This is a genomic window from Ruegeria sp. HKCCD6157 (genome assembly GCF_013110685.1).
GTDB lineage: Bacteria > Pseudomonadota > Alphaproteobacteria > Rhodobacterales > Rhodobacteraceae > Ruegeria.
In genome coordinates this window covers 17,682-39,492 of the sequence record NZ_WVRB01000005.1, presented here as the reverse complement: position 1 = coordinate 39,492, position 21,811 = coordinate 17,682, and the positions used below count along the sequence as shown (strand labels likewise).

General features: G+C 59.4%; 20 protein-coding genes. 7 read left to right on the top strand and 13 right to left on the bottom strand.

Annotated features, from left to right (window positions below):
- Positions 1 to 10: 10 nt before the first annotated feature.
- From GS612_RS15245 to GS612_RS15230, 4 genes are all read right to left on the bottom strand, one after another.
- Positions 11 to 973 (bottom strand): calcium/sodium antiporter, encoded by a 963-nt coding sequence (locus GS612_RS15245; RefSeq protein WP_171641760.1) that lies wholly within the window; start codon positions 971 to 973, stop codon positions 11 to 13.
- A 171-nt stretch (positions 974 to 1,144) separates the two neighbouring features.
- On the bottom strand, positions 1,145 to 1,942 hold the full coding sequence (locus GS612_RS15240; protein ID WP_171641497.1) for a S49 family peptidase: 798 nt from the start codon (positions 1,940 to 1,942) through the stop codon (positions 1,145 to 1,147).
- Between the two features lie 114 nt (positions 1,943 to 2,056).
- Entirely contained in the window at positions 2,057 to 2,818 is a 762-nt protein-coding gene (locus tag GS612_RS15235; RefSeq protein ID WP_152456733.1) for an ABC transporter permease, read from the bottom strand.
- Positions 2,815 to 3,744: an ABC transporter ATP-binding protein gene (locus GS612_RS15230; RefSeq protein ID WP_171641495.1), complete on the bottom strand. Its 930-nt coding sequence runs from the start codon at positions 3,742 to 3,744 to the stop codon at positions 2,815 to 2,817. Before GS612_RS15230 ends, GS612_RS15235 begins: the two co-directional genes overlap by 4 nt.
- Before the next feature lie 165 nt (positions 3,745 to 3,909).
- On the opposite strand from GS612_RS15230, the gene GS612_RS15225 reads away from it, so the two are divergent.
- Positions 3,910 to 5,004, top strand: coding sequence for a CaiB/BaiF CoA-transferase family protein (locus GS612_RS15225; protein WP_171641494.1), 1,095 nt, complete (start codon positions 3,910 to 3,912; stop codon positions 5,002 to 5,004).
- Between the two features lie 80 nt (positions 5,005 to 5,084).
- Here GS612_RS15225 and hemE read toward each other — a convergent pair whose 3' ends face one another.
- Positions 5,085 to 6,119 carry a uroporphyrinogen decarboxylase gene (gene hemE / locus GS612_RS15220; protein WP_171233206.1) on the bottom strand — a complete coding sequence of 345 codons (1,035 nt, stop codon included), beginning with the start codon at positions 6,117 to 6,119 and terminating at the stop codon, positions 5,085 to 5,087.
- 106 nt (positions 6,120 to 6,225) lie between these two features.
- Here hemE and hemC point away from each other — a divergent pair, with 106 nt between their 5' ends.
- Complete coding sequence (gene hemC, locus GS612_RS15215; RefSeq protein WP_171641492.1) at positions 6,226 to 7,191, top strand: hydroxymethylbilane synthase; 966 nt, start codon at positions 6,226 to 6,228, stop codon at positions 7,189 to 7,191.
- Positions 7,192 to 7,429: 238 nt separating this feature from the next.
- Here the strand turns inward: hemC and GS612_RS15210 are convergent, their stop codons facing one another.
- The 7 genes from GS612_RS15210 to GS612_RS15180 are packed head-to-tail and all read right to left on the bottom strand — an operon-like array spanning position 7,430 to position 16,119.
- A complete protein-coding gene (locus GS612_RS15210) occupies positions 7,430 to 8,701 on the bottom strand; it encodes an aspartate aminotransferase family protein (RefSeq protein ID WP_171641490.1) in 1,272 nt (423 codons plus the stop codon).
- Position 8,702: 1 nt separating this feature from the next.
- Positions 8,703 to 9,806, bottom strand: a complete 1,104-nt coding sequence (locus tag GS612_RS15205; RefSeq protein ID WP_171641488.1) for a mandelate racemase/muconate lactonizing enzyme family protein — start codon at positions 9,804 to 9,806, stop codon at positions 8,703 to 8,705.
- Positions 9,803 to 10,909, bottom strand: coding sequence for a mandelate racemase/muconate lactonizing enzyme family protein (locus tag GS612_RS15200; RefSeq protein ID WP_171641486.1), 1,107 nt, complete (start codon positions 10,907 to 10,909; stop codon positions 9,803 to 9,805). Before GS612_RS15200 ends, GS612_RS15205 begins: the two co-directional genes overlap by 4 nt.
- Positions 10,906 to 12,012, bottom strand: coding sequence for a mandelate racemase/muconate lactonizing enzyme family protein (locus tag GS612_RS15195; RefSeq protein WP_171641484.1), 1,107 nt, complete (start codon positions 12,010 to 12,012; stop codon positions 10,906 to 10,908). Before GS612_RS15195 ends, GS612_RS15200 begins: the two co-directional genes overlap by 4 nt.
- The gene (locus GS612_RS15190; protein WP_171641482.1) at positions 12,009 to 12,587 is read right to left on the bottom strand and encodes a dimethylsulfonioproprionate lyase family protein; all 579 of its coding nucleotides are present in this window, start codon (positions 12,585 to 12,587) and stop codon (positions 12,009 to 12,011) included. Before GS612_RS15190 ends, GS612_RS15195 begins: the two co-directional genes overlap by 4 nt.
- Positions 12,584 to 13,666 (bottom strand): alcohol dehydrogenase family protein, encoded by a 1,083-nt coding sequence (locus tag GS612_RS15185; RefSeq protein ID WP_253283968.1) that lies wholly within the window; start codon positions 13,664 to 13,666, stop codon positions 12,584 to 12,586. The genes GS612_RS15190 and GS612_RS15185 overlap by 4 nt, the downstream gene beginning before the upstream one ends.
- Positions 13,666 to 16,119, bottom strand: a complete 2,454-nt coding sequence (locus tag GS612_RS15180) for an FAD-dependent oxidoreductase (protein WP_171641480.1) — start codon at positions 16,117 to 16,119, stop codon at positions 13,666 to 13,668. Before GS612_RS15180 ends, GS612_RS15185 begins: the two co-directional genes overlap by 1 nt.
- A gap of 68 nt (positions 16,120 to 16,187) precedes the next feature.
- Here GS612_RS15180 and GS612_RS15175 point away from each other — a divergent pair, with 68 nt between their 5' ends.
- Genes GS612_RS15175 through GS612_RS15155 form a run of 5 tightly spaced genes read left to right on the top strand, consistent with a single transcriptional unit; the run spans position 16,188 to position 20,160 of the window.
- Positions 16,188 to 17,075, top strand: coding sequence for a MurR/RpiR family transcriptional regulator (locus tag GS612_RS15175; RefSeq protein WP_152456722.1), 888 nt, complete (start codon positions 16,188 to 16,190; stop codon positions 17,073 to 17,075).
- The gene (locus tag GS612_RS15170) at positions 17,072 to 18,160 is read left to right on the top strand and encodes an aromatic ring-hydroxylating dioxygenase subunit alpha (protein WP_171641478.1); all 1,089 of its coding nucleotides are present in this window, start codon (positions 17,072 to 17,074) and stop codon (positions 18,158 to 18,160) included. Before GS612_RS15175 ends, GS612_RS15170 begins: the two co-directional genes overlap by 4 nt.
- Before the next feature lie 19 nt (positions 18,161 to 18,179).
- Entirely contained in the window at positions 18,180 to 19,016 is an 837-nt protein-coding gene (locus GS612_RS15165) for a hypothetical protein (protein ID WP_171641476.1), read from the top strand.
- Positions 19,013 to 19,759 (top strand): sulfotransferase family protein, encoded by a 747-nt coding sequence (locus GS612_RS15160; RefSeq protein ID WP_253286195.1) that lies wholly within the window; start codon positions 19,013 to 19,015, stop codon positions 19,757 to 19,759. Before GS612_RS15165 ends, GS612_RS15160 begins: the two co-directional genes overlap by 4 nt.
- A 17-nt stretch (positions 19,760 to 19,776) precedes the next feature.
- The gene (locus GS612_RS15155) at positions 19,777 to 20,160 is read left to right on the top strand and encodes a carboxymuconolactone decarboxylase family protein (protein ID WP_152456719.1); all 384 of its coding nucleotides are present in this window, start codon (positions 19,777 to 19,779) and stop codon (positions 20,158 to 20,160) included.
- Between the two features lie 7 nt (positions 20,161 to 20,167).
- Here GS612_RS15155 and GS612_RS15150 read toward each other — a convergent pair whose 3' ends face one another.
- On the bottom strand, positions 20,168 to 21,787 hold the full coding sequence (locus GS612_RS15150) for a hypothetical protein (protein ID WP_171641472.1): 1,620 nt from the start codon (positions 21,785 to 21,787) through the stop codon (positions 20,168 to 20,170).
- Positions 21,788 to 21,811: the final 24 nt, after the last annotated feature.

The following is a 21,811-nucleotide window of genomic DNA, read 5'->3' as shown; positions in this document are numbered from 1 at the left end:
TTTGGTCAGATCACACCAGCAGTACGATGACATAAAGCACATAAAGGAAAGTCAACACCAACCCCCAGACGCGCGAGATGTCGCGTTTGAGGAATACAAACGGAACCAGCAGCAGCGATGCGCCCAGCATGACCCACAGATCGAATCGAAGGAATTCCGGATCGACCGGAATACGGCCGAACCAGGTTGCGATCCCGATGATGGCCAGAAGGTTGAACATGTTCGAACCGATCACGTTTCCCAGCGCAACATCGGCCTGTCTGCGCAATGCCGCCATAAGCGTCGTCGCCAGTTCGGGCAAAGAGGTTCCAACCGCTATCAGGGTCAGGCCGATGACCGTTTCGCTGACCCCATAGGTTCTTGCGATGACGGTCGCGTTGTCGACAAGCAAGTGCGCACCCATCGGAAGCCCCACCAACCCCAGGATCAGGTAAATCGATACCTTCCAGTACGGCATGTCAGGGTCGGCTTCCTCCAAGCCTTCAAGCTCGTCGTCATCCGCGCAAGCCTCACCGCAGGCCTTGCGATGTGCTTTTGCCTCACGAAAGGCAGTCATCAGGACAAGACTCAACGCCGCCAGCAGGATCAGACCGCTGAAGAAGGTGAATGTTCCGCAAAAAGCCAGCCCGATGAACAGAACCGTCGCCATCAGCATGAAGACGTAATTCCTGCGGCTGTCACATTCACTTGTGTGAAGCGTTGCCAGCAATGCGGGCAGTCCAAGAACCAACAGGATGTTGGCCGTGTTCGATCCGACAACGTTGCCCAGCGCAATACCGGGCGCGTTCTCTTTCAATGCGCTGATGGCGATCAGCAACTCGGGCGCAGACGTGCCGAAGGCCACAATCGTAAGGCTGACGATCAACGCCGGAACACCCAGACGCAGGCTCAGGTTTACAGCACCGCGCACAAGCGCATCGCCTGCAAGCAGCAGGATCAACAGCCCAAGACCAGACAGCAGCCAAGTGGTGATCAAGTCCGACCTCCTTTTTCGCAGGCGCAGGGGCCTTTGCCTATGCGAAACCGTCCGCAGCGCGGACACTTGGCGGAACTCAGTTTCTTCTGCCCCGGAAAGCGCAGTTTGCCGAACATCGCCAGGACACCCATGCCAATCAGAAAAAGTGTGACAGCCTTGATGATCACGTCACAAACCAAAACGCGCGTAGGCCGCACGCTCCTCTAATCCGGCGATGGCATCCTGTGCCAGGTTGGCCCCGAACCGCGACCAGATTGGTTTGCGCAAGCCATAACGGCGGAACTTGACCTTGTCGCCAAAGCGTTCCTGCATTTTGGGTTTCAGATGGGCGATACCATCGATCAAACCCAGTTCATGCGCGCGACGCGCCAGCCAGACTTCACCCGTGAACAGATCGGCACTGTGATCCAGCTTGTCACCTCGGCGGGCTTTGACATGCGCGATGAAGTTTTCGTGGATGTCACCCAGCAGCCCTTGCAAGCGCGCCACATCCTCTTTCTTTTCCGGCGAAAAGGGATCCAGCATCGATTTCGATTTGCCCGCTGTATGGACGCGCCGCTCGAACCCCTGCCGCGCCAGGAAAACATGCGCGCCAAAACCTGCCGAAATGACTCCGATCGAGCCAAGAACCGAACTGTCGTCGGCCCAGATCTCATCCGCGGCGGCCGCCAGCCAATACCCTCCGGATGCCGCAACATCTTCGACAAACCCGATCACGGGCACGTCCAGCTCTTCCGACAAGCGCCGAATTCGGGCGCCAATCAAAGAGCTTTGTACAGGCGACCCGCCCGGAGAGTTGATCTCGAGCGCGACAGCCGCAGGTTTACCCTTTCGAAACGCCTTGTCGAGAACCGGGGCCAGGGTTGTGTCGTTCAGCGCCCCACGCCCCGCCATTCCAATGGAACCGGACAAACGGACAACGGCCACGCAAGGGTGCTTTTTTACGAACGGCAGGCTGAGCTTCATGGGTGCCGATGTAGAGTGCCCCCAACCCGTAAACAAGGGACTCTGCCGGCGTTAAACGCGACGTGAACCAAATTCACACACCCGATGGGCAAAAATGCAACGCCTTGGCGAGGGTCAGCTGCGAATGCGCCAGCCGGTTTTGAATATCCAGCCGATAACCGCCAAGCACAGAGCTGTAAACGCGACAATGGCAAGAAGGCTGAAAACGATCGGCACATCTGCCAGCCCGTAAAAGGACCAGCGGAAACCCGAAATCAGATAGACCACGGGATTGAACAGCGTGATGGTCTGCCACAATGGCGGCAGCATCGAGATCGAATAAAACGTACCCCCCAGAAAGATCAGTGGCGTCACCACCAACTGCGGCACCAGCGACATCTGCTCGAAGTTGCTGGCCCAGATGCCGATGATGAATCCCAGCAACGAAAAGCTGAGACAGGACAGGATCAGAAACGCTGCCATGGCGAATGGATGCTCGATCCGAATATCGACGAAAAACGTCGCGGTGACCAATATCACCAACCCCACGAACAACGCCTTGGTTGCGGCGGCTCCGACATATCCGATCACGATCTCGATGAAATTGACCGGAGCGGACAACAGCTCGTAGATGGTGCCCAGAAACTTGGGGAAGTAAATTCCGAACGACGCGTTCGAAATCGACAGCATCACCACCGACAACATGATCAGCCCCGGCACGATGAACGCACCGTATGAAACGCCCTCGACCTCTTGGATACGGCTGCCGATGGCGGTGCCAAAAACCACAAAATAAAGCGACGTCGACAGAACCGGCGACAGAAAGCTCTGTGCCAGAGTGCGAAAGAAACGGGCCATTTCGAACCGGTAGATGGCAGCGATCGCGGTCCAGTTCATGCGGCCTCTCCAGATACCAGATTGACAAAAATCTCTTCCAGGCTTGATTGCCTAGTCTGCACGTCGCGCAACACCAACCCGGCCTCGGACACGTCATTCAGCAAGGTCGTTATGCCGGTACGATCCGCATGGGTATCGTAGGTATAGATCAGACAATCACCCGCGCCGTTGAGGGCCAGATTGTGGCTGACCAGACTATCGGGAATTCGGTCGATGGGTTCGGTCAGCATGACTTCGATCTGCTTTTTTCCCATCTGCGACATGAGTGTGTCTTTGTCCTGCACCAGCAAAAGCTCACCCTTGTCGATGACGCCGACACGATCCGCAATCGCTTCTGCTTCTTCAATGTAATGTGTGGTCAGAATGATGGTGACACCGTCCCGTTTCAGTTCCGCCACAAGCTCCCACATGTCCTTGCGCAACTCGACATCCACTCCGGCAGTCGGCTCGTCCAGAAAAAGCACCCGGGGTTCATGGGCCAGGGCCTTGGCGATCAGCACCCTCCGCTTCATGCCGCCGGACAATTCCTTGATCGCGTTGTTGCGCTTGTCCCACAGAGACAGCTTGCGCAGAATCTCTTCGATCCGCGCGTTGTCCTTGCCAAGACCGAACAGCCCACGCGACAACCGGACCGTGTTCCAGACCTTTTCAAACGGTTCCAACGCGATCTCTTGCGGTACAAGCCCTATCATCCTGCGCGCTGCGCGATAATCGGACTGGGTGTCATGTCCGCCAACCGTGACCACCCCCGAGGTCGGAGCCGTTATTCCGCAAATCGTCGAAATCAGGGTTGTCTTTCCGGCGCCATTTGGTCCCAGAAGCGCAAGTATCTCACCCTCTTCAATATCCAGAGACACACCTTTCAGCGCCTCGAACCCATCCGCGTAAGACTTGCGAAGGTTTTTGATGGACAAAATGGTCGTCATATCCGTTCCCCGTTCCGACCGAGACCCTATCGCGCGGAACCAGCCTGTAACAGGTCAATTTCGCGCAACGTGCTGCGCATTCTGTAATGGTTGTCAGAACCATGCTCAATTCCAACTTGCAATCCGTCAACCCACCCGCAAACTCTGCCAAAACGGAGGGCGCCGATGCTGAATGGAATACGCATAGTCGAAATCGAAGGGCTGGGCCCCGGCCCGTTTGCCGCCATGCAGCTAGCCGATCTGGGCGCCGACGTCATCACGATCCACCGCAAAGGCCAGGCAGTAACACCGGGCATGCCGGACAGCTCGCTTCTGGACCGCGGCAAACGATCGATCGCGCTTGATCTGAAGGATCCCAAAGATCTGGCGACCGCCCGCCGCCTGATTGACACGGCGGACGCACTGATCGAAGGCTTTCGCCCCGGCGTGATGGAGAAGCTGGGACTTGGCCCGGATCTTTGCCTGACCCGCAACCCAAAGCTGATATATGGCCGCATGACAGGCTGGGGGCAGGATGGCCCGCTGGCCGAAACGGCTGGGCATGACCTGAACTACATCGCCTTGTCCGGTGCGCTCTGGTACGCCTCTCTCCCGGATCAGCCGCCTCAAACCCCTGCAACCCTGGTCGGCGATATCGGCGGAGGCGCCATGTACCTTGTCGCGGGCATCCTGGCAGGTTTGATCAACGCACAAAGAACCGGGAAAGGCACCGTGGTCGACGCCGCCATCTACGACGGCTCGGCCCATATGATGAACCTTCTGATGACTATGCGCCAAACCGGAAACCTGTCTGAAACCCGCGGCCAAAGCCTGTTGGACGGTCCGCATTGGAGCCGAACCTACACCTGCGCGGACGGCGGATTTGTTTCGGTCCAATGCCTTGAACCAAAATTCTACGCCCGATTTCTTGAAATCCTGGGGCTGTCCCGGGACCGGGCATTCCAACAGCAGTACACCCGCAAGCTCTGGCCCGACCTGACCCAGCGCCTGGTCGAAATCTTCTCGTCCAGGCCGCGCGACCATTGGGCCAAACTGTTCGACGGGTCAGACGCCTGCGTCGCACCGGTACTCAGCCCCGACGAGGCCACAGCCCACCCGATGAATGCAGCCCGTCAATCCTGGCGCCAGACTGACGGCACCCTACAGGCCGCCGCCGCCCCACGCTTCTCCACACACCAGTGGCAACCAAAGCCCAGCCCGGCGCGCGGACAACACACCGCCGAGATCCTGAACGAACTCCAAGCGCCAGAACGCACCTGACACACTCTTCATCTGGCCAGAAATATCCCGGGGGTGAATTGGCCAGCGGCCAAGAGGGGGCTGGCCCCCTCCCACGCGTTCTACCCGCCGCGCACCGTGTCGATCATCAGCTGAACGTTGTCCGGGTCGGCATCCGGAGTGATCCCATGGCCGAGGTTGAAAATATGCGGCCCCGTGGAAAACGCCTCAACGATGCGCCGGGTCTCATCCACCAGCGCCTGCCCGCCGGTAACCATGTGCGACGACGCCAGATTGCCTTGTACACAGCCATCAATCTGCACGTTCTCAGCCGCCCATTCGGGCGACACGGAATTGTCCAGCGCCACGCAATCCACGCCGGTCGACCTTGCAAACCCGACATACCCGTCGCCTGCTTCCCGCGGAAATCCAATCACGGGGATACCGGGGTGACGTTCCTTGATGGCCTGCGTGATCACCCGGCACGGCTCGACCGCGTATTTTCGGAAAGCTTCGCCCTTCAAAGACCCCGCCCAACTGTCAAATATCTTGACCACCTCGGCACCGGCGTCGATCTGAGCGGACAGATATTCAATCGTCGCCGCGGTGATGCGGTCCAACAGCGCCTCGAACAAAGCGGTATCACCTTCGCGCAGCGCATGCGCGGGACCCTGATCCGGCGTGCCGCGCCCTGCAATCATGTACGTAGCCACAGTCCACGGCGCACCTGCGAATCCGATCAAGGTGGTTTCCGACGGCAATTCCCGCGAAAGAATGCGCACCGTCTCGTAAACCGGTGACAATGTCTCGTGAATCGCGTCAACAGGCTTCAACGCATCAAACTCGGCCTGCTGCGTGATGGTGGACAAACGCGGGCCTTCACCTGTCACGAACCAAAGATCAGCCCCCAGCGCCTGTGGCACCAGAAGGATGTCGGCAAACAGGATCGCCGCATCGAACCCATATCGCCGAATTGGCTGCAAGGTAACTTCCGCTGCCAGTTCAGGATTGTAGCACAGTGACAGGAAATCTCCGGCCTGAGCACGCGTGGCCCGGTATTCCGGCAAATACCGACCCGCCTGACGCATCATCCAGATCGGCGGCACATCCTGTACTTCGCCCGCCAGCGCCCGCAGCAGCTTCTTTGTCTCGGCCATGTTTGTCCCCAGCATTCAGGTTTTGGCAACGGGTCGTCCTTCGGCGGCAATTTGTCAAGCTCAGCCCCCATTGTCAGGGCAATGTGACGCGACTAAAGCTGTGCACATGACTTTGACCCTGCCCACCCCCGCATCGCCCCTCAGAATCGGCACTCGTGGCTCGCCGCTGGCTCTGGCTCAGGCCTATGAAACGCGACAGCGTCTGAGCGATGCGTTCGATCTGCCACAGGATGCGTTCCAAATCGTAGTGATCAAGACGACCGGTGACAATCGCGCCATGATCGACGCGGATCGACCGCTGAAGGAAATCGGCAACAAGGGCCTGTTCACCAAGGAAATCGAAGAGGCGATGCTGCGCGCCGAGATCGACATCGCCGTGCATTCAACAAAGGACATGCCCGTTGAACAACCCGAAGGGCTGGTCCTGGATACCTTTCTGCCGCGCGAGGATGTGCGCGACGCCTTCATATCTCCGCGGTTGGGCTCGATTCACGATCTGCCCGAAGGCGCCGTTGTGGGCACCTCGTCCTTGCGGCGGCGGGCGCAGCTGCTGAACCGGAGGCCGGATCTGAAAGTGGTCGAGTTTCGCGGAAACGTGCAGACACGGCTGAAAAAGCTTGAAGACGGGGTTGCCGATTGCACGTTTCTGGCAATGGCAGGCATTCGCCGTTTGGGAATGGATGAGGTTCCGGCCAGCGCCATTTCCCCTGACGACATGTTGCCAGCGATCGCGCAGGGCACCATCGGCATCGAACGGCGCAGCGACGACATGCGCGCGGCCGAAATGCTGGACGCGATTCATCACACCGAAACGGGATGGCGTCTGGCGGCTGAACGCACATTGCTGGCCGCGCTGGACGGGTCCTGCGAAACCCCGATCGCCGGCCTTGCCGAACTTGACGGCAACACCCTAAGGTTGCGGGGCGAAGTGCTGCGCCCGGACGGAACGGAAACCGCCAGCAGGGATATGACCGGCCCCGTCGAGGATGGGCCCGAGATGGCCCGCGCGATGGCGGCTGAACTGCTTGAACAGGCGGGACCTGATCTATTCGAATGGAAAAAATCAAAATAAATTTGTTTAGTGTGAACTTGATCACTGTAGCAGGCGGCGCGATCCGGCATTACTGTGACATACCGAAGAGGAAGTCGGGCCAGTCTCGAAAGTATCGAAAAGTTTTCAGATTGCCGGTGTTTTAATCAGTATTCGAGGGGGCGAGGCTGACCCCCGGCTTCCAAAGGTAGCGGGTCGCTGTTGAGTTCAACAGCGACCCGTTTACGTTGTGCCAGATTGCGTTGTGCCAGACCCGCCTTCAGGAAATCGCGTCAACGGCGTGACGAACGGCCTCACTGGTCTGTTCCAGATCCGCTTCGGTAACCGCCAGCGACGGGTACAGTTTGCCCGGAGCCTTGAAGACCCCGTGCGCCCGCAAGGTTGCATTGTAAGTTGCATTGCGCTGCGGATCATCATGGTTTGCGCTGCGATAATCCCGACATTCGGCCTTGGTGAAATAAATGTCGAACAAGGTCTCGTCACCGCAGATGCGATGGGCGATGCCCGCCTCAGTCAAAGCGTCCGATTGCATCTGCTGCAACTGCCTCCCAATCGAGCGCAGGTGTTCATAGGTGCCGTCGCGCCGCAAAACCTCCATCGTCTTCAGCCCCGCCGCTGAGGCTATGGGGTTGCCGGACAAAGTGCCCAACTGCATCAGCCAGCCCTGGTCTCCGACCTTCGATTTGTCAAAATGCTTCATGATCTCGGTGCTGGCACCCAGTGCCGCCAGAGGGAAGCCACCACCGGTGATCTTGCCAAGCGTACAGATATCCGGGGTCACGCCATATCGCTCTTGTGCGCCGCCATAAGCCAGACGGAACCCGGTGACGATCTCATCAAAAATCAGCAGCACACCAAATTTGTCGCACAAGGTCCGCAAGCCCTGCAAAAACCCCGGCTCGGGCGGGATGATCCGCTGCAAGGGTTCGACCATGATCGCAGCGACATCATCATGTTCGTCCAGCAGCGCCGCCACCGCGTCAAGATCATTGAAAGGCGCGATCAGCATCTGCTCGGCCACGCTTTGGGGGATACCCGCGCTGTCGGGAACGGCCTGCGGGAAATTGACCCGGCGGCTGGGGGCCAGGCTCATCTGCGCCTCGGCGCTCATTCCGTGATACCCTCCTTCGAACTTGAGGATCTTGTCGCGCCCTGTATAGGCGCGCGCCAGCCGCATGGCGTACATGTCTGCTTCGCCCCCAGAGGCAACGAAACGCACCTGCTCGCAACAGGGGACGGCTTCGATGATGGCCTCGGCCAGTTCGATGCCTTTGCTGTTGTTGGCGAAGAAGGTCATGCCTTTGGGCAGTTGCTCCAGCACCGCTTCCATCACCTCGGGGTGGCCATGGCCCAGCAACATCGGACCGGACCCGATCAGATAGTCGATATATTCGTTCCCGTCCTCGTCCCAGACATGGCTGCCCTCGCCACGGGCGATGATGATGCCCGGATCGAAGTTGCCGAAACCGCCAGCTGGCAGAACCTCTTGTGCGCGTGCTATCCACTCGGACTGTGTCTGGATCTTCAGCATCTCAATCAATCTCCAAAATCGGGGCACCAAGAATTTCGAGGTCAGGTGTTACACCTAAACCCGGGCCTTCGGGCGGTGCAATCCGGCCGTTTTCACGGTTTGGTGCGTCAGGACACAGGCGCGGAGCAACGTAAGAGGACAAGTCGCAAGTGTTCATCAGCGATCCATGCGGGGTCGAAGCCGCAAAATGCAGCGAAGCCGCCGTTACGATATCCGATCCCCAGGTGCATTCTGCACAAATCTCGGCACCCAGCTGCACGGTCAGATCGCGTGCGCGGCGCATTGCCGAAAGACCGCCGAATTTCGACAGTTTCAGCGCCACCGCGTCCATGCAACCCAACTCATGCGCCCGCATCAGCGATGCAAGATCAAAGGCGTTTTCGTCGATCTTCATGGGCAGACCCGTCGACTGACGAACAGCGGCGCAGTCTTCCAGTGTTTTGCAGGGCTGTTCCAGCATCATATCCAGATGCGCCACTGCGCGCCCGGTTCGCGTTGCCTGAAGGCGCGATGCGCCGCAGTTCCAGTCGCCATACACAAGCGGTCCGGTTCCCACGGCTTCGCGCACTTTGATCAGCCGCTCGGCGTCGGCTTGCCAATCACCCTCGACACCCAGCTTGACCTGGAATTGCCGAATGCCCGTCTGGAAGGCTGCCTTGGCAATGCGCGCCATTTCGTCCGGCGCGATACATGTGATCGAATGGTAAAGCGGCATATCCGCCCGTGTCCGCCCGCCCAGCAACGCGTAAACCGGCACCCCCGCCGCGCGGCCGAACAGATCCCACAGTGCAATGTCGACGATCGATTTCGCATAGCTGTGGCCTTGCAGAAACCCGTCCAGCTTTCGCATCGGTGCGTCGACCCCAATTGGTGAAATCCCGAGAATCTCGGGACCCATTTCAGCGATGGCCCCCGGTACTCCATTTGCATAGGCGGGCAGATAATGCGGGATCGGGCAGACCTCGCCCCAACCTGTCAGACCTGTATCCGTCTCAAGGCGCAGGATATGAGACGTCACGGTCGCGCAGGTCTTGCCGTCGGCCATGTGATAGGTTTCATGGCTTGTCAGATCGACGGACCAGAGTGTTATCTTGTCAATTCTCAAGCATATTCTCCTACTGGATCACCCAATGCGGCTTCGTCCGGATGCACGCCCAGCCCCGGCGCTTCGGGCAGATGCAGATGGCCATCGACGTTGCGGGGCCCTCGACCACCTGCAACATCAACCGTGATCATGTCCTGACAGGCCCAAACCGCGTGGCAACGGTCATCTGGGATCGTGGCGGCCAGATGCAGCGCCTCGGTATCGGCCAGAACCGTTCCACCGGTGGCCATCACGAACATGTCTATCCCATGGGCCAGCGCGATATCGCGCATCCGCGCGGCCTTGGTCAGGCCACCCACGCGATTCAGCTTGATCCCGAATATCTGGGCCAGACCATCGTGGGCAATCCGGACGGCATCCTGCAAGGTCACAAGGGACTCGTCCACAGACACAGGGGACGCATGAAGCCCCGAGATCGCCGCGATATCATCCAGTGTTTCGCAGGGTTGCTCGAACATCACGTTCAGGTCTTCGCAGGTGCTCATCACCCGCAAGGCCTGCTGGCGCGTCCAGCCACGGTTGACATCATAAAGAACAATCTCTCCGGGCTGCCGGATGCTTTCCACATCCCGCACTCGGGCAATGTCCCGCTCGACATCACCGCCGATCTTCACCGAATGCGCGACATAGCCGCGCCTGCGATACCGCTCCATGACCTCGCGTGTTTCCTCGACGGTTTTTGCCCCGACCGAGGACGCGATCGGGCGCGGTGTCCGCGATCCGCCGCCCATCAGATCGGCAATCGGCAAACCCGCCGCCTGACCGGCAATATCCCAGCAGGCCATATCTATGGGGCTTTTGGCATATAGATGCCCGGGCAAGGCTAGATCCATGGCCCGTTCCACGTCCAGCACGCGACGCGGATCAAGGCCCAGGATGAAAGCGGCCATCGTTTCGATCCCGGCCCGGATGCCCGGCCCGTGCGCAGGTACATAGGTGTGCCCCCAGGGCGTGCCCTCGCCCCAGCCGATCAGACCGGTATCGGTTTCGAGCCTGACCAGCGTCGCATCAAGCGTTTCGAACTTCAGGCGCCCCCCGGAAAGCCAATAGGGATGCTCGAGCGGCAAATCGACCTGAAAAACGGTAATGGTTTCAATCTTCATAGCGCATACTCCGCCACGGGTGCGCCGAGGCTTTCAAAATCGGGGGTTGCACCCAATCCCGGCGAATTGGTTGCATATAGCTTTCCGTCTTTCACGACAGGACCGCCGACGCCCGTGGATCGCGTGTTGTAGTTCATCAGATCCGTGGTGTTCTGCAGGTATTCAGGCGGGGTCGACGCCGCAAAATGGGCGACAACCGAAGACGTGATCTCTCCTCCCCAGGTGTCTTCGCTGACCACAGGGATGCGGTTGTCGATCAGGTAATCCCGTACCCGTCGGGCTTTGCTGATTCCGCCAAGGTTCGAGATCTTGAGACAACAAATCTCTGCCCCCCGGTCTGCGACGATACGCTGGGCCATATGGATCCCGGTCACGCATTCATCCAGCTTCAATGGCTGCTCGGCAATCCGGCGCACTTGCTGGCATTCCTCATACGTGCGGCAAGGTTGTTCGAGAATGAAATCCAGATCCCGGGTCTCGCGTGCAATGCGGATCGCATCGTCCACGCGCCAGCCCTGATTTGCATCGGCCATGGCTTTCTCGCCGGGTTTCAGCAACGGTACAGTGGTGCGTATCCGGTCAATGTCACTGGCCCAGTCGCTGCCCACTTTGATCTGAAACTGCCGATAACCCTGTTCCCGGTACCGGTCCATCTCGGCCACGGTTTCCTCGACCGCTTTCTGCGGAGCGACCCGGTACATTGGCGCGCCATCCGTCAGCTTGCCGCCCAACAGCATCCAGACCGGCTGATCACACGCCTGACCCAGGATATCCCAGCATGCCGCATCGAACGGAGCCTTGGCATAGCCATGCCCCTGTACCAGATGGTCCATCAAGTGCTCGATCCGCCCCACCTGACGCGGATCCTCGCCCAGCAGTTTGCCGGCGACAAGACGCGCCAGCGCAGCCACACCTTCGGAATGGGCCACCATGTAGTTTTCGCCACAGGGCGTGAACTCACCGCAGCCCCGCAAACCCGCGTCAGTGTCGATTACCACCACCGATGCGATGGCCGTTTCAATCGCGTTTCCCGCACCCCAGGCATAGGTACCGCCGACATAGGGAAGCCCGGTCTGGTAAATTCGGATGCGGGTGATTTTCATGCGGCGTCCATTCTGGGCAGGTCGCCCATCCCTTCGCCTCGCCACAGGACAAAGGTCAGGATCGGTTGGTCCGTCGTTGTCATGGCGTGGCTTTGCCAGCTTTTGTGCTGTCGTGTCTGGTTCGGGCCGACGAAGGTTTCATCCTCGTCGCTGCGAAAAACCGCTCCGCCCGCAAGGGTCAGATACAGCTCTTCCGCCTGATGGCTGTGCCAGTCATAATCCAGCCCCGCGCCCCAATATCCCACGTAGCCGCGCAATTGGGTCGAGTGGAAATGCCCGGTCGGTCCGAACAGTTCGTAATACCCGTACCGATTCAGGAAATCCGCACCGACTTCCTCTTCGGTATATGTGTGTTTCCATTGAGCCAGATGCGCGCTGGCCTTGATCGCCGCGACCAGATCGCGGGTTGGCGCCACGCCATCAAGGCCAAAATCGCCCAACAGATCGGTCGCCGGAATGTGAGCAGGCTGCAAACCCGTCGGCGTCAGATCGTCCGGCCATGATGCAAACGCGGCAAGGTCAGGATGCGCCTGATGCAATTGGCGGGCCGCCTCGAGAACATCATCCAACGTCATGGCACCACCACGATATTGCCGGTATGCTGTTTGGCGATGAACGCCGCTTGCGCTTCCCGCAACTCCTCCAAAGGATAGGTTGCGGCCAGAGCTGGCTTGATTTCGCCGGCTTCAATATATGCCACGAGGTTCTTCATGACCTCGGGTCCGATCACGGTCGAACCGGTGAAGGTCAGATCGCGCAGATAGAACGTCCGAAGGTCAAGTTCGACCATCGGACCTGCAATGGCCCCCGAACAGGTGTAGCGCCCGCCGCGCTCCAGTACGTCGATCAGGTTCGGCCAGTAAGGGCCACCTACCACATCGGCGACCACGGTGATCTTCTCGTCGCCCAGCGCCGACCGCAGATCTTCAGGTGTGCGGGGCAATATCACATCGGGGCCAAGATCGGCGACGTCGGCGTGTTTGGATTCGGATGCCATTGCAATCACACGCGCGCCACGGCGTTTGGCCAATTGAACCAAAGCACCACCCACCCCGCCAGAGGCACCGGGCACAAGAACGGTGTCTTTTTCCGTCACGTTGGCACGGGACAGCATCCCTTCGGCGGTAGAATAGGAACAGGAGAATGTGGCCAGTTCGGCATCCGACAGTTCCGAAGTGATCGGCACCGCATTGACCGCCAGAGTCGTAGTATATTCGGCGAACCCGCCATCGCGTTCCGAACCAAAATACCCTGTCTTGTTCATGTTGCCGGGATCAGCTGGATCTCGAAGCCAGCCATCCGTGATGACACGCTCGCCTATACGAGCGCTGTCCACGCCCTCGCCAACGGCCACGATACGGCCGCAGACATCTGCGCCTTGAATGCGCGGGAAGGTGATCGGGTTGCCGCCCCATGTCGGGTCTTCTTCACCGACTTCCTCGAATGCGCCACCGGTGGTCGCATCCGTGACGGTCTTGGAGTACCAGCCGGACCGCGTATTGACGTCGGTATTGTTCAGGCCGCAGGCTGCGACCCTGATCAGAACTTCACCGGCCGCGGGTTCGGGGCGCGGCCAGTCTTCCTGCATCACCATCTGTTCCAGACCACCATGGCCCATTGTGACCATGGCTCTCATCGTATCGGGCAGGCTCATCAAGCGGTCTCCAGTATGGCGTCACTGCGGGGCAGCAAACTGTCGGGGTCGTAAGCAGGTTTGTCCAGAACACGGGCGGCACGGGGTTGGCCATGGATCACGACCTCCAGCTGTGTCCCGGCCTTGGCCGCTTCGGGTTTGAGGTATGCAAAGGCCAAAATCTTGCCGACGGTGTGGCCATAAGCGACCGACGCCGTGGACCCGACGACGCGCCCGTCCAGCAGCACCGCCTCTCCGCCATGCCCATCAATCTCTCCATCCGGTTCAATTGAAAGATAGGCACAGATCCAGGGCAGGTCGGTGTTGAGCGTCTTGTCCTTGCCCAGATAATCCTTGTCGGTGCGCGCAAAACGCAGCACGTCGGCCTCGGCCAGAGTGACCTCGTTGGTCAACTCGCCCGCGCCTTTGAAGCCCTTCTCCATTCGCATCACGTTCATGGCAAAGCTGCCGTAGTCGGTGATGCCACGCGCCTCACCTGCCGCCCAAAGCGCGTTGTAGACGTCGAGGCAGGCGGCGTTCGGCATGTGCAGTTCCCAGCCCAGTTCACCGGCATAGGACATGCGGAAGGCCCAGACCTTGTGACCGGCGATGGTGATTTCCTGCGCGGAAAGCCAGCGGAACCCGGCATTGGTCAGATCGGCATCGGTACAGCGCGCCAGCACATCCCGCGATCGAGGACCGTTCAGCGACAGGGCCGACCAGTCTGCGGACAGGGCATTTACCTGCACATCCTCATTCGCGCGCTGCTGCGCCAGATGATCCAGCAGGCGCTGTTCGAAGAAGGCCGCACAAACCAGATAGAAGCGGTCGTCGGCCATGCGGACAATCGTGGTCTCCAATTCGATACGGCCGCGGCAGTTCAGCATATGGGTCAGCGTGATCGAGCCTACCTTTTGCGGCATCCGGTTGGCGGTCAGCCGATCAAGCAGGGCATAGGCGTCCGGCCCCGAAACCTCGACCTTGGTGAAGGCGGTGACATCCATGATGCCGACGCTCTCGCGCACCGCCTTGACCTCGGCCGCGACCATGTCGTCGGCGGGGGTGCGGCGGAAGGAGTAGTGATCGCGCTGTTCCACACCTTCCCGCGCAAACCAGCGGGGGCGTTCGAAACCATACACTTCTTCATGCACCGCGCCCTTGGATTTCAGCAGCTCATGCAGCGGCGACGGCTTGATCGGTCGCCCCTCCAAACGGTTGAAATGCGGAAAGGGGATTTCATGGCGCAGGCAGTAATCTTCCTCGGCCTTGATCACCTGCCAATCCTTGGTCGCATAGCTGCCGAACCGGCGCGGATCGAATTCGCGCATCGAGATATCGGCAGCACCATGCACCATCCACCGCGCCAGTTCGCGGGTCAGACCCGGCCCCCAGCCGATGCCGATCTGCGTCCCGCAACAGCACCAATAGTTCCGAACCCCCGGCGCTGGTCCGATCAAAGGGTTGCCATCCGGCGGGTGCGAGATCGCCCCGTGCACGTCGCGCTGAATGCCCAGTTCGGCAAAGATCGGCATCCGGTTCAGGCTTTCCTCAAGCCACGGCATCACCCGGTCGTAATCCGCGTCGAACAACCAGTTTTCGTATTCCCATGGGCAGCGATCATGCCAGACCGAGTTCGGGTTCTCTTTTTCGTAAATCCCGATCAGACCGCGCTGCTGCTCCATCCGGATATAGCCCGAGACCTTGCGGTCATCACGGATCACCGGCAGTTCGGTGTCCAGGTTCTGGAATTCAGGCACCGGTTCGGTCACGAAGTAATGGTGCGTCATCGAGGTCATCGGCAGTTGCAGCCCCGACCACTCGCCCATTTGCCTTGCATAGGTGCCGCCTGCATTCACCACATGCTCGCAGGTGATGGTGCCTTGCTCGGTCTCAACCACCCATTCGCCATTCTCGGCCTGCGTGATGTTGGTGGCACGGCAGCTGCGAAAGATGCGAACGCCTTTTTGCCGAGCTCCAGCGGCCATGGCCATGGTCACATTGGTCGGGTCCACATGCCCGTCATCCGGCGTATGCAGCGCGCCCAGAACACCTTCGAGATTGTAGAACGGATGCAGTTCAGCCACCTTTTCGGGGCCGACAAGCTCGATATTGAAGCCCAGAGACCGACCAACCGACAAGGTGTGGCGCAGCCAGTCCATCTCATCCTCGGTATAGGCCAGACGGAACGAACCGCAGCCATGCCATGTGACCGGTTGGCCGGTTTCAGCCTCCAACCGGCCGGAGTACAGCCCGATGTTGTAATCCACGCATTTTCCCAGCCCAAAGCTTGAGGTCGAATGCGTGATCTGTCCCGCTGCATGCCAGGTGCTGCCGCTGGTCAGCTCGGCCTTTTCCAGCAGGACGGTGTCAGCGCCCCACCCTTCATGCGCCAGATGATAGGCCAGACCGACCCCCATGACACCTCCGCCCACGATGACCACGCGGGCGTGTGACGGCAGATTCTTCTCGGACATGATTTTTCCTCTTCCCGAGTCGCGTTTCTGCTCGACAGGCTAATTCCACAAATGTACCATCGTCAATCATGAATGACACAAATGTATCATCAATCGTTCTGGACCGCCTGAGCCAGGAGTGGGACGCCCTTACCCCCGAGGCGCAGAAAGCCGCTCGGTACGTGCTGGAAAACCCAACGGATGTTGGGGTTTCAACCGTGCGCGAGATTGCCGAGGCGGCCAAGGTCAAACCCAATACTTTCGTGCGCATGGCCCGGCAGGTGGGCTTCGAAGGGTATGAAGATTTCCGGGCCCCCTTCCGCGAAGCGATTCGACGGGGCAACGTGTCGTTTCCAGACCGCGCGCGCTGGTTGCAGGACATTGGCAAGTCAGGGGAACTGGGTGGGCTTTATGCCGATATGGTGGGTGCGGCGATCCGCAATATCGAAGAAACCTTTGCCGGGATCGATGCCGCAACTCTGAAAGCCGCTGCCGAGGATATCTGGAATTGCCGCCAGATCTTCACGCTGGGCGTCGGCGTCAACAACTCGAACGCGCGCAATTTCACTTATCTTGCGTCAACCGGGATGAAGCAGTTCCACGCGATTCCCCGCCCCGGCTCGACCCCGGTGGATGATCTGGCCTGGGCCGATGAACAGGACGTGCTGATCGCGATCACCTGCCACCCCTATCGCACCGAAGTCATCGAGGCGATCAAGCTGGCTCGTCAACAGGGTCTGACCGTCATCGGTATTTCCGACAGCCCGGCCAGCCCGGTGATCCTGAACGCCCATCATGGTTTTGTCGTCGCCGCCGACACGCCGCAATTCTTTCCGTCCTCCGTTTCAACGATTGCCTTGCTGGAAACTCTGCTGTCCTTCGTGATCGCAGTGTCCAGCGATGAGATCGTCGAGCGGGTGGAACGGTTTCACCAACGCAGACACCAACTTGGCCTCTACGCGGAGGAGCCCGAATGAACGCACCCCTGACCCACTCACTGGACGCGCGATACTATATCGATCCTGCTATTTTCGAGAAGGAAATGCAGGGGCTTCTGTCCCGAACGTGGCAGTTTGCGGGCCATGTCGCGCAGGTCCGGGAAACGGGGGACTACTTTGCGTTTGAGATCGCCGGCCAGAACTTGTTCTGCATTCGCGGCCGCGACGGCGAAATCCGCACATTCTATAACGTCTGCCAGCATCGCGCGCATGAAATGGTCACCGGCGCGGGCAACACGCGTGTCGTCGTCTGCCCCTACCACGCCTGGACTTATGAGCTGTCCGGTCAATTGCGCGCCGGACCCAACATCAAATCCGTCCCGGGGTTCGACCGCAGCGCCATTTGCCTGACCTCGGTGCGCACCGAAGTGTTCAACGGTTTCATTTTCGTCAACCTCGATGACGACGCCACGCCAATGGATGAATGGTACCCCGGCGTGCGCGAGGAAATCCGCGCGTTCGTTCCGCATATCGACGATCTGGAACCGCTGGAATGGGTCGAGATCCCCGAAAACTGCAACTGGAAGGTCAGTGTCGAGAACTACTCGGAATGCTATCACTGCCCGACCAATCACCCGACCTTTGCCGAAGGTGTGGTCAAACCCGAGACCTATGACATTCAGCCGGACGCGGGCGGCGGCTACGTCCTGCGTCACACGACGGAATGCCAGAGCCTCGACAAGATGACCTACCCCATCGACCTGTCGGTACCGCACGCGGGCGATTACCAATCGTGGTTCCTGTGGCCGATGTTCTCGTTCCAGTGTTATCCCGGCAACGTGCTGAACACCTATCACTGGCGCGCGGTTGATGCCGATCACTGCACCGTCTGGCGCGGCTGGTACACCGAGGGCGGCTCGGACAGTGCGGTCATCCGGCAACTGGCGGTACAGGACCGTGAAACCACGGTCGAGGAAGACATCCGCCTTGTGGAATCCGTTCATCGCGGGCTCAAGTCGCGGGGCTATCGCCCCGGACCGCTTGTTCTGGATCCGGGCTGCGGGGTGATGTCGGAACATTCCATCGCGCGGCTTCAGCAATGGATGCGCGAGGCGGTGGATTAGTGGCCGAGGTTGCACGCTGATGCTGATGCCTGAAGTCTGGCGCCCGGAACACAAACTGTTCCCTCATCAGGTCGGGTTCACCTGCCCGCCGTTCGATTTTGACGCCGCGCCATCGGATTTCCTGCGCATGTGCCCCGAAACGGTGGGCGTTCACGGGTGGATGCTGCATGTGCCAGATTATGTGCACGGGTTGGATCAGCGGAAACAGAACTTTGGCATGCTCGAAGACTTCGTGCACTGCATGTCCCGCAACGGTGTGGATGTCTGCGGTCAGGTCGGTTCGAACTGGGTCCATGCCTGCGGGCTGGGCGTGGAAGGCGTTCGGCAACACTGCGAAGACCTGTCAGACACATATGGCACCCGCTTTCACATGGCGGGATATGCCATGGTCGAGGCATTGCGTGACCTGAATGTCGAAAAGGTTGCCCTGAACGCCGCCTATCATTGGCCGGAATGGTGGCAGGGCACGGTCGGTTTCTTGAAAGAAGCCGGGTTTGATGTGGTCTGGGCCGGGAATTTCCACGATCAGGGCTGGTTCGACAGTCAGGAAGACGTCAATTCCTGTCGCTGGGTCTTTGACGGCGATCTGGCGCTGAAAAGCTTTGAATATGTGGCCGACAAGGCACCTCGGGCCGAAGCGATCCTGATCAATGGCATGTGCAATTTCCGCACCGGACCCGGTGGCTTGCCCCAGCGCCCGCTGCATCTGGCCGACACGCTTGAAGGCGCGCTGGGCAAACCGGTGATCGGCCACGACATCGCGCTTTACTGGCGCATCTTCAAATCCCTCGGTATCGCACCCGACAAACCGCACGGGCAATTGCTGAAACGTCTTGAGTTGTTCGAGAGGCCATGACCATGCACAAAATCCTCGCGCTCTGGGCCGTGCCCAGATCCACGTCAACCGCGTTCGAGTGGATGATGCGGCAACGCGGTGATCTCGACTGCCTGCACGAGCCCTTTGGCGAGGCGTGGTATCAGGGTGAAGACCCGCTTTGGCATCGGTTCCAACCGGGTGATGTGACAACGCCGGGCCTGACACTGGACAGCGTGTGGCAGGACATTCAGCAGCGGGCGAAACGGGGGCCGGTCTTCCTAAAGGATTTTCCGCATTACATCAACCACATGTGGGATGCCGAGTTTCTGTCGCATTTCACCCACGCCTTCCTGATCCGGGACCCGGCCAAGACCATCACTTCGATGTACAAGCAATGGCCGGACTTTGCCGAAGGCGAGGTTGGCTTTCCCGAACAGCGCGCGCTGTTCGATCTGTTGACGGCGTTGAACGGAACTCCGCCGCCGGTCATTGACAGCGATGACCTGCTGGAAGACCCACACGGCATGACCCGGGCCTTCTGTGACGCGGTGGGAATCCCATTCATCCAAGAGGCGCTGACATGGGAACCGGGCGGTGATCCGTCCGCCCTCAGTTGGTGGGACGGCGGATCGTTCCATGGCAAACTGGCGAAATCGACCGGGCTTGCCCCGCAGCCCCGCACGCATATCGACATCGCGGACGCGCCAGACCGTGTGAAACAGGTGCACCGCAGGATGAAACCGCATTACGATCACCTTTACAGACACCGCCTGACACACTGACACACCGGAGACCCGCAATGGCCGACATTTTCGACGAAGACCTGTTTCTGAAAGGGCTCGAGCAAAGGAAGAACACGCTGGGCGCAGAGTATGTGGAAAAAAACCTTGCTGCCGCCGACGACTTCACCCGCCCGTTTCAAGAAGCCATGACGGCCTGGTGCTGGGGGTTTGGGTGGGGCGACGACGTGATCGACGCCAAGACCCGGTCGATGATGAACCTGTCTATGATCGGTGCACTGGGCAAGATGCATGAATGGGAAATCCACTGCCGGGGCGCCATCAACAACGGGGTTTCAAAGGAAGAAATCCGCGCCATCATCCACGTGGTCGGGATTTATTGCGGTGTTCCTCAGGCGCTGGAGTGTTTTCGCGTGGCCCGCAAGGTGCTGGAAGAAACCTGACGACCCGTCACAGACCAGCCGCCGACAACAGCCGCACGCCTTTCTCGTAGTGTTGCCTGTTCTTGAAACAGCCGGGCCAGGCCCAGCGTTCGGCCGAAAAGCCCGGCTGCAATTCCAGAATCTGCCGGGCATGTCGACGCGCCAGGGAATGGTTCCCGGCAGCGGCGGACAGCATGCACAGCACGACCCTGGGACGAACGCGTCCGGGATCAACCCGCAACACGTTATGGGCATGCTGCCACGCGGCCTTGTCCCCGGTCATCATCATTGCAATTGCCAGATTTGCTTCGATCCAAATGGGCGGATGCGGCGTCAACGCCAACGCTTTCTTGCAGACCGAAACACCTTCTTCGGCCCGGTCATCATACACCAACAGGATGCCGTAATATCCCAACAATTCCGGGCTTCCGCTGAAACGTTCCACGACGGCAAGCATCAAGCTGCAAGCCTCTGACGTGTTGCCGGCAACACTGTGGGTAAAAGCATGGAGGGCCGAGCAATACGGGTCAGTCGGGTTCAGGTTGCGCAACTGTTTGCATTCGGCCTCTACCATTGCCAGCGTCTCGGCCGGGTTTGCATCCATACCCAGGCGGATCATGTCCAAATGACAGAAACCGATCGCCACACGTGCCGGCAGGTATCCGGGGTCAAACTCGAGACAGGCGCGGTATTGACGGATGGCATCCTGCAACCCGTCTTCCGTTGCCTGACTTTCCAATATGCGCGCTTTCTGGAACGCAGACCAGGCCTCGGTCGAAGTGGCACGGCCAGACCAGATTTCTGACCAATACCCGTCACGCAATCGCAGTTGGAGCGCCTCGACGACCTTCATGGCGATTTCTTCGACCGCGTCGAATGTTTCCTTCGCACGAAAGCGGAACCGCTGTGTCCAAAGGCACACCTGATCCGCGGTTGACGTCAATTGAGCGGCCACCCGCAGACCTTCCGCGCCAACCACGCTGCCGCTGAGAACATAACCTTCAACCGGGCTTTCCTGCCTGCGCGCGTCACGCAGTTCGATCACGTCGGACATTGTGCCCAGAAGAAACATGAGTTCGTCTCGTATGGAGGAGGCGGCGATGCTGATATCCGGCGTTTCCCCGACAACTTCAAAAGGCTCAACCACAACCGCTGGACGCAAACGCCCCCAATGCACCGGCAAACCACGGCCCGCCAGAACCGGCCCGTCTGAGTCTGTATCGATGTCCCAATAGGCCTGCCGTTCAACCGTCAGCCATGCCTCGAACTCGGGTTCGGCAACGTCCAACCCTTCCAGCAATTCAGCCCGATCGGAACTAAGCTGCTCGTCAAACAGATCAACCTCGACTGCTGCCAGATTGACCGACACCGTTTCACGGGTGATTTCAAGAATATCAAGTTTGTGCTTGGAAAAGTGCTTGCTGAGAACACTCAGCTCTTTGCGCAGCGACGCCGCGCCTTGTGCGGGCGAACTCTCGCTCCAGAGCTTGTCCTGCAACCAAGCCCTGCTGCGTATCGCGTTTTTCGACAGAAGCACCAAAGCAAGAAGAGCTTTCGCTTTGGTGCCCCGAGGCGTCACATCCTGACCGTCGTCACGGACAATCTGAAACGGTCCGGTCAAAAAAACCTTGGTTTTTGCCTCAGTCACTAACGGCCCTCAAAAACGTTCGGG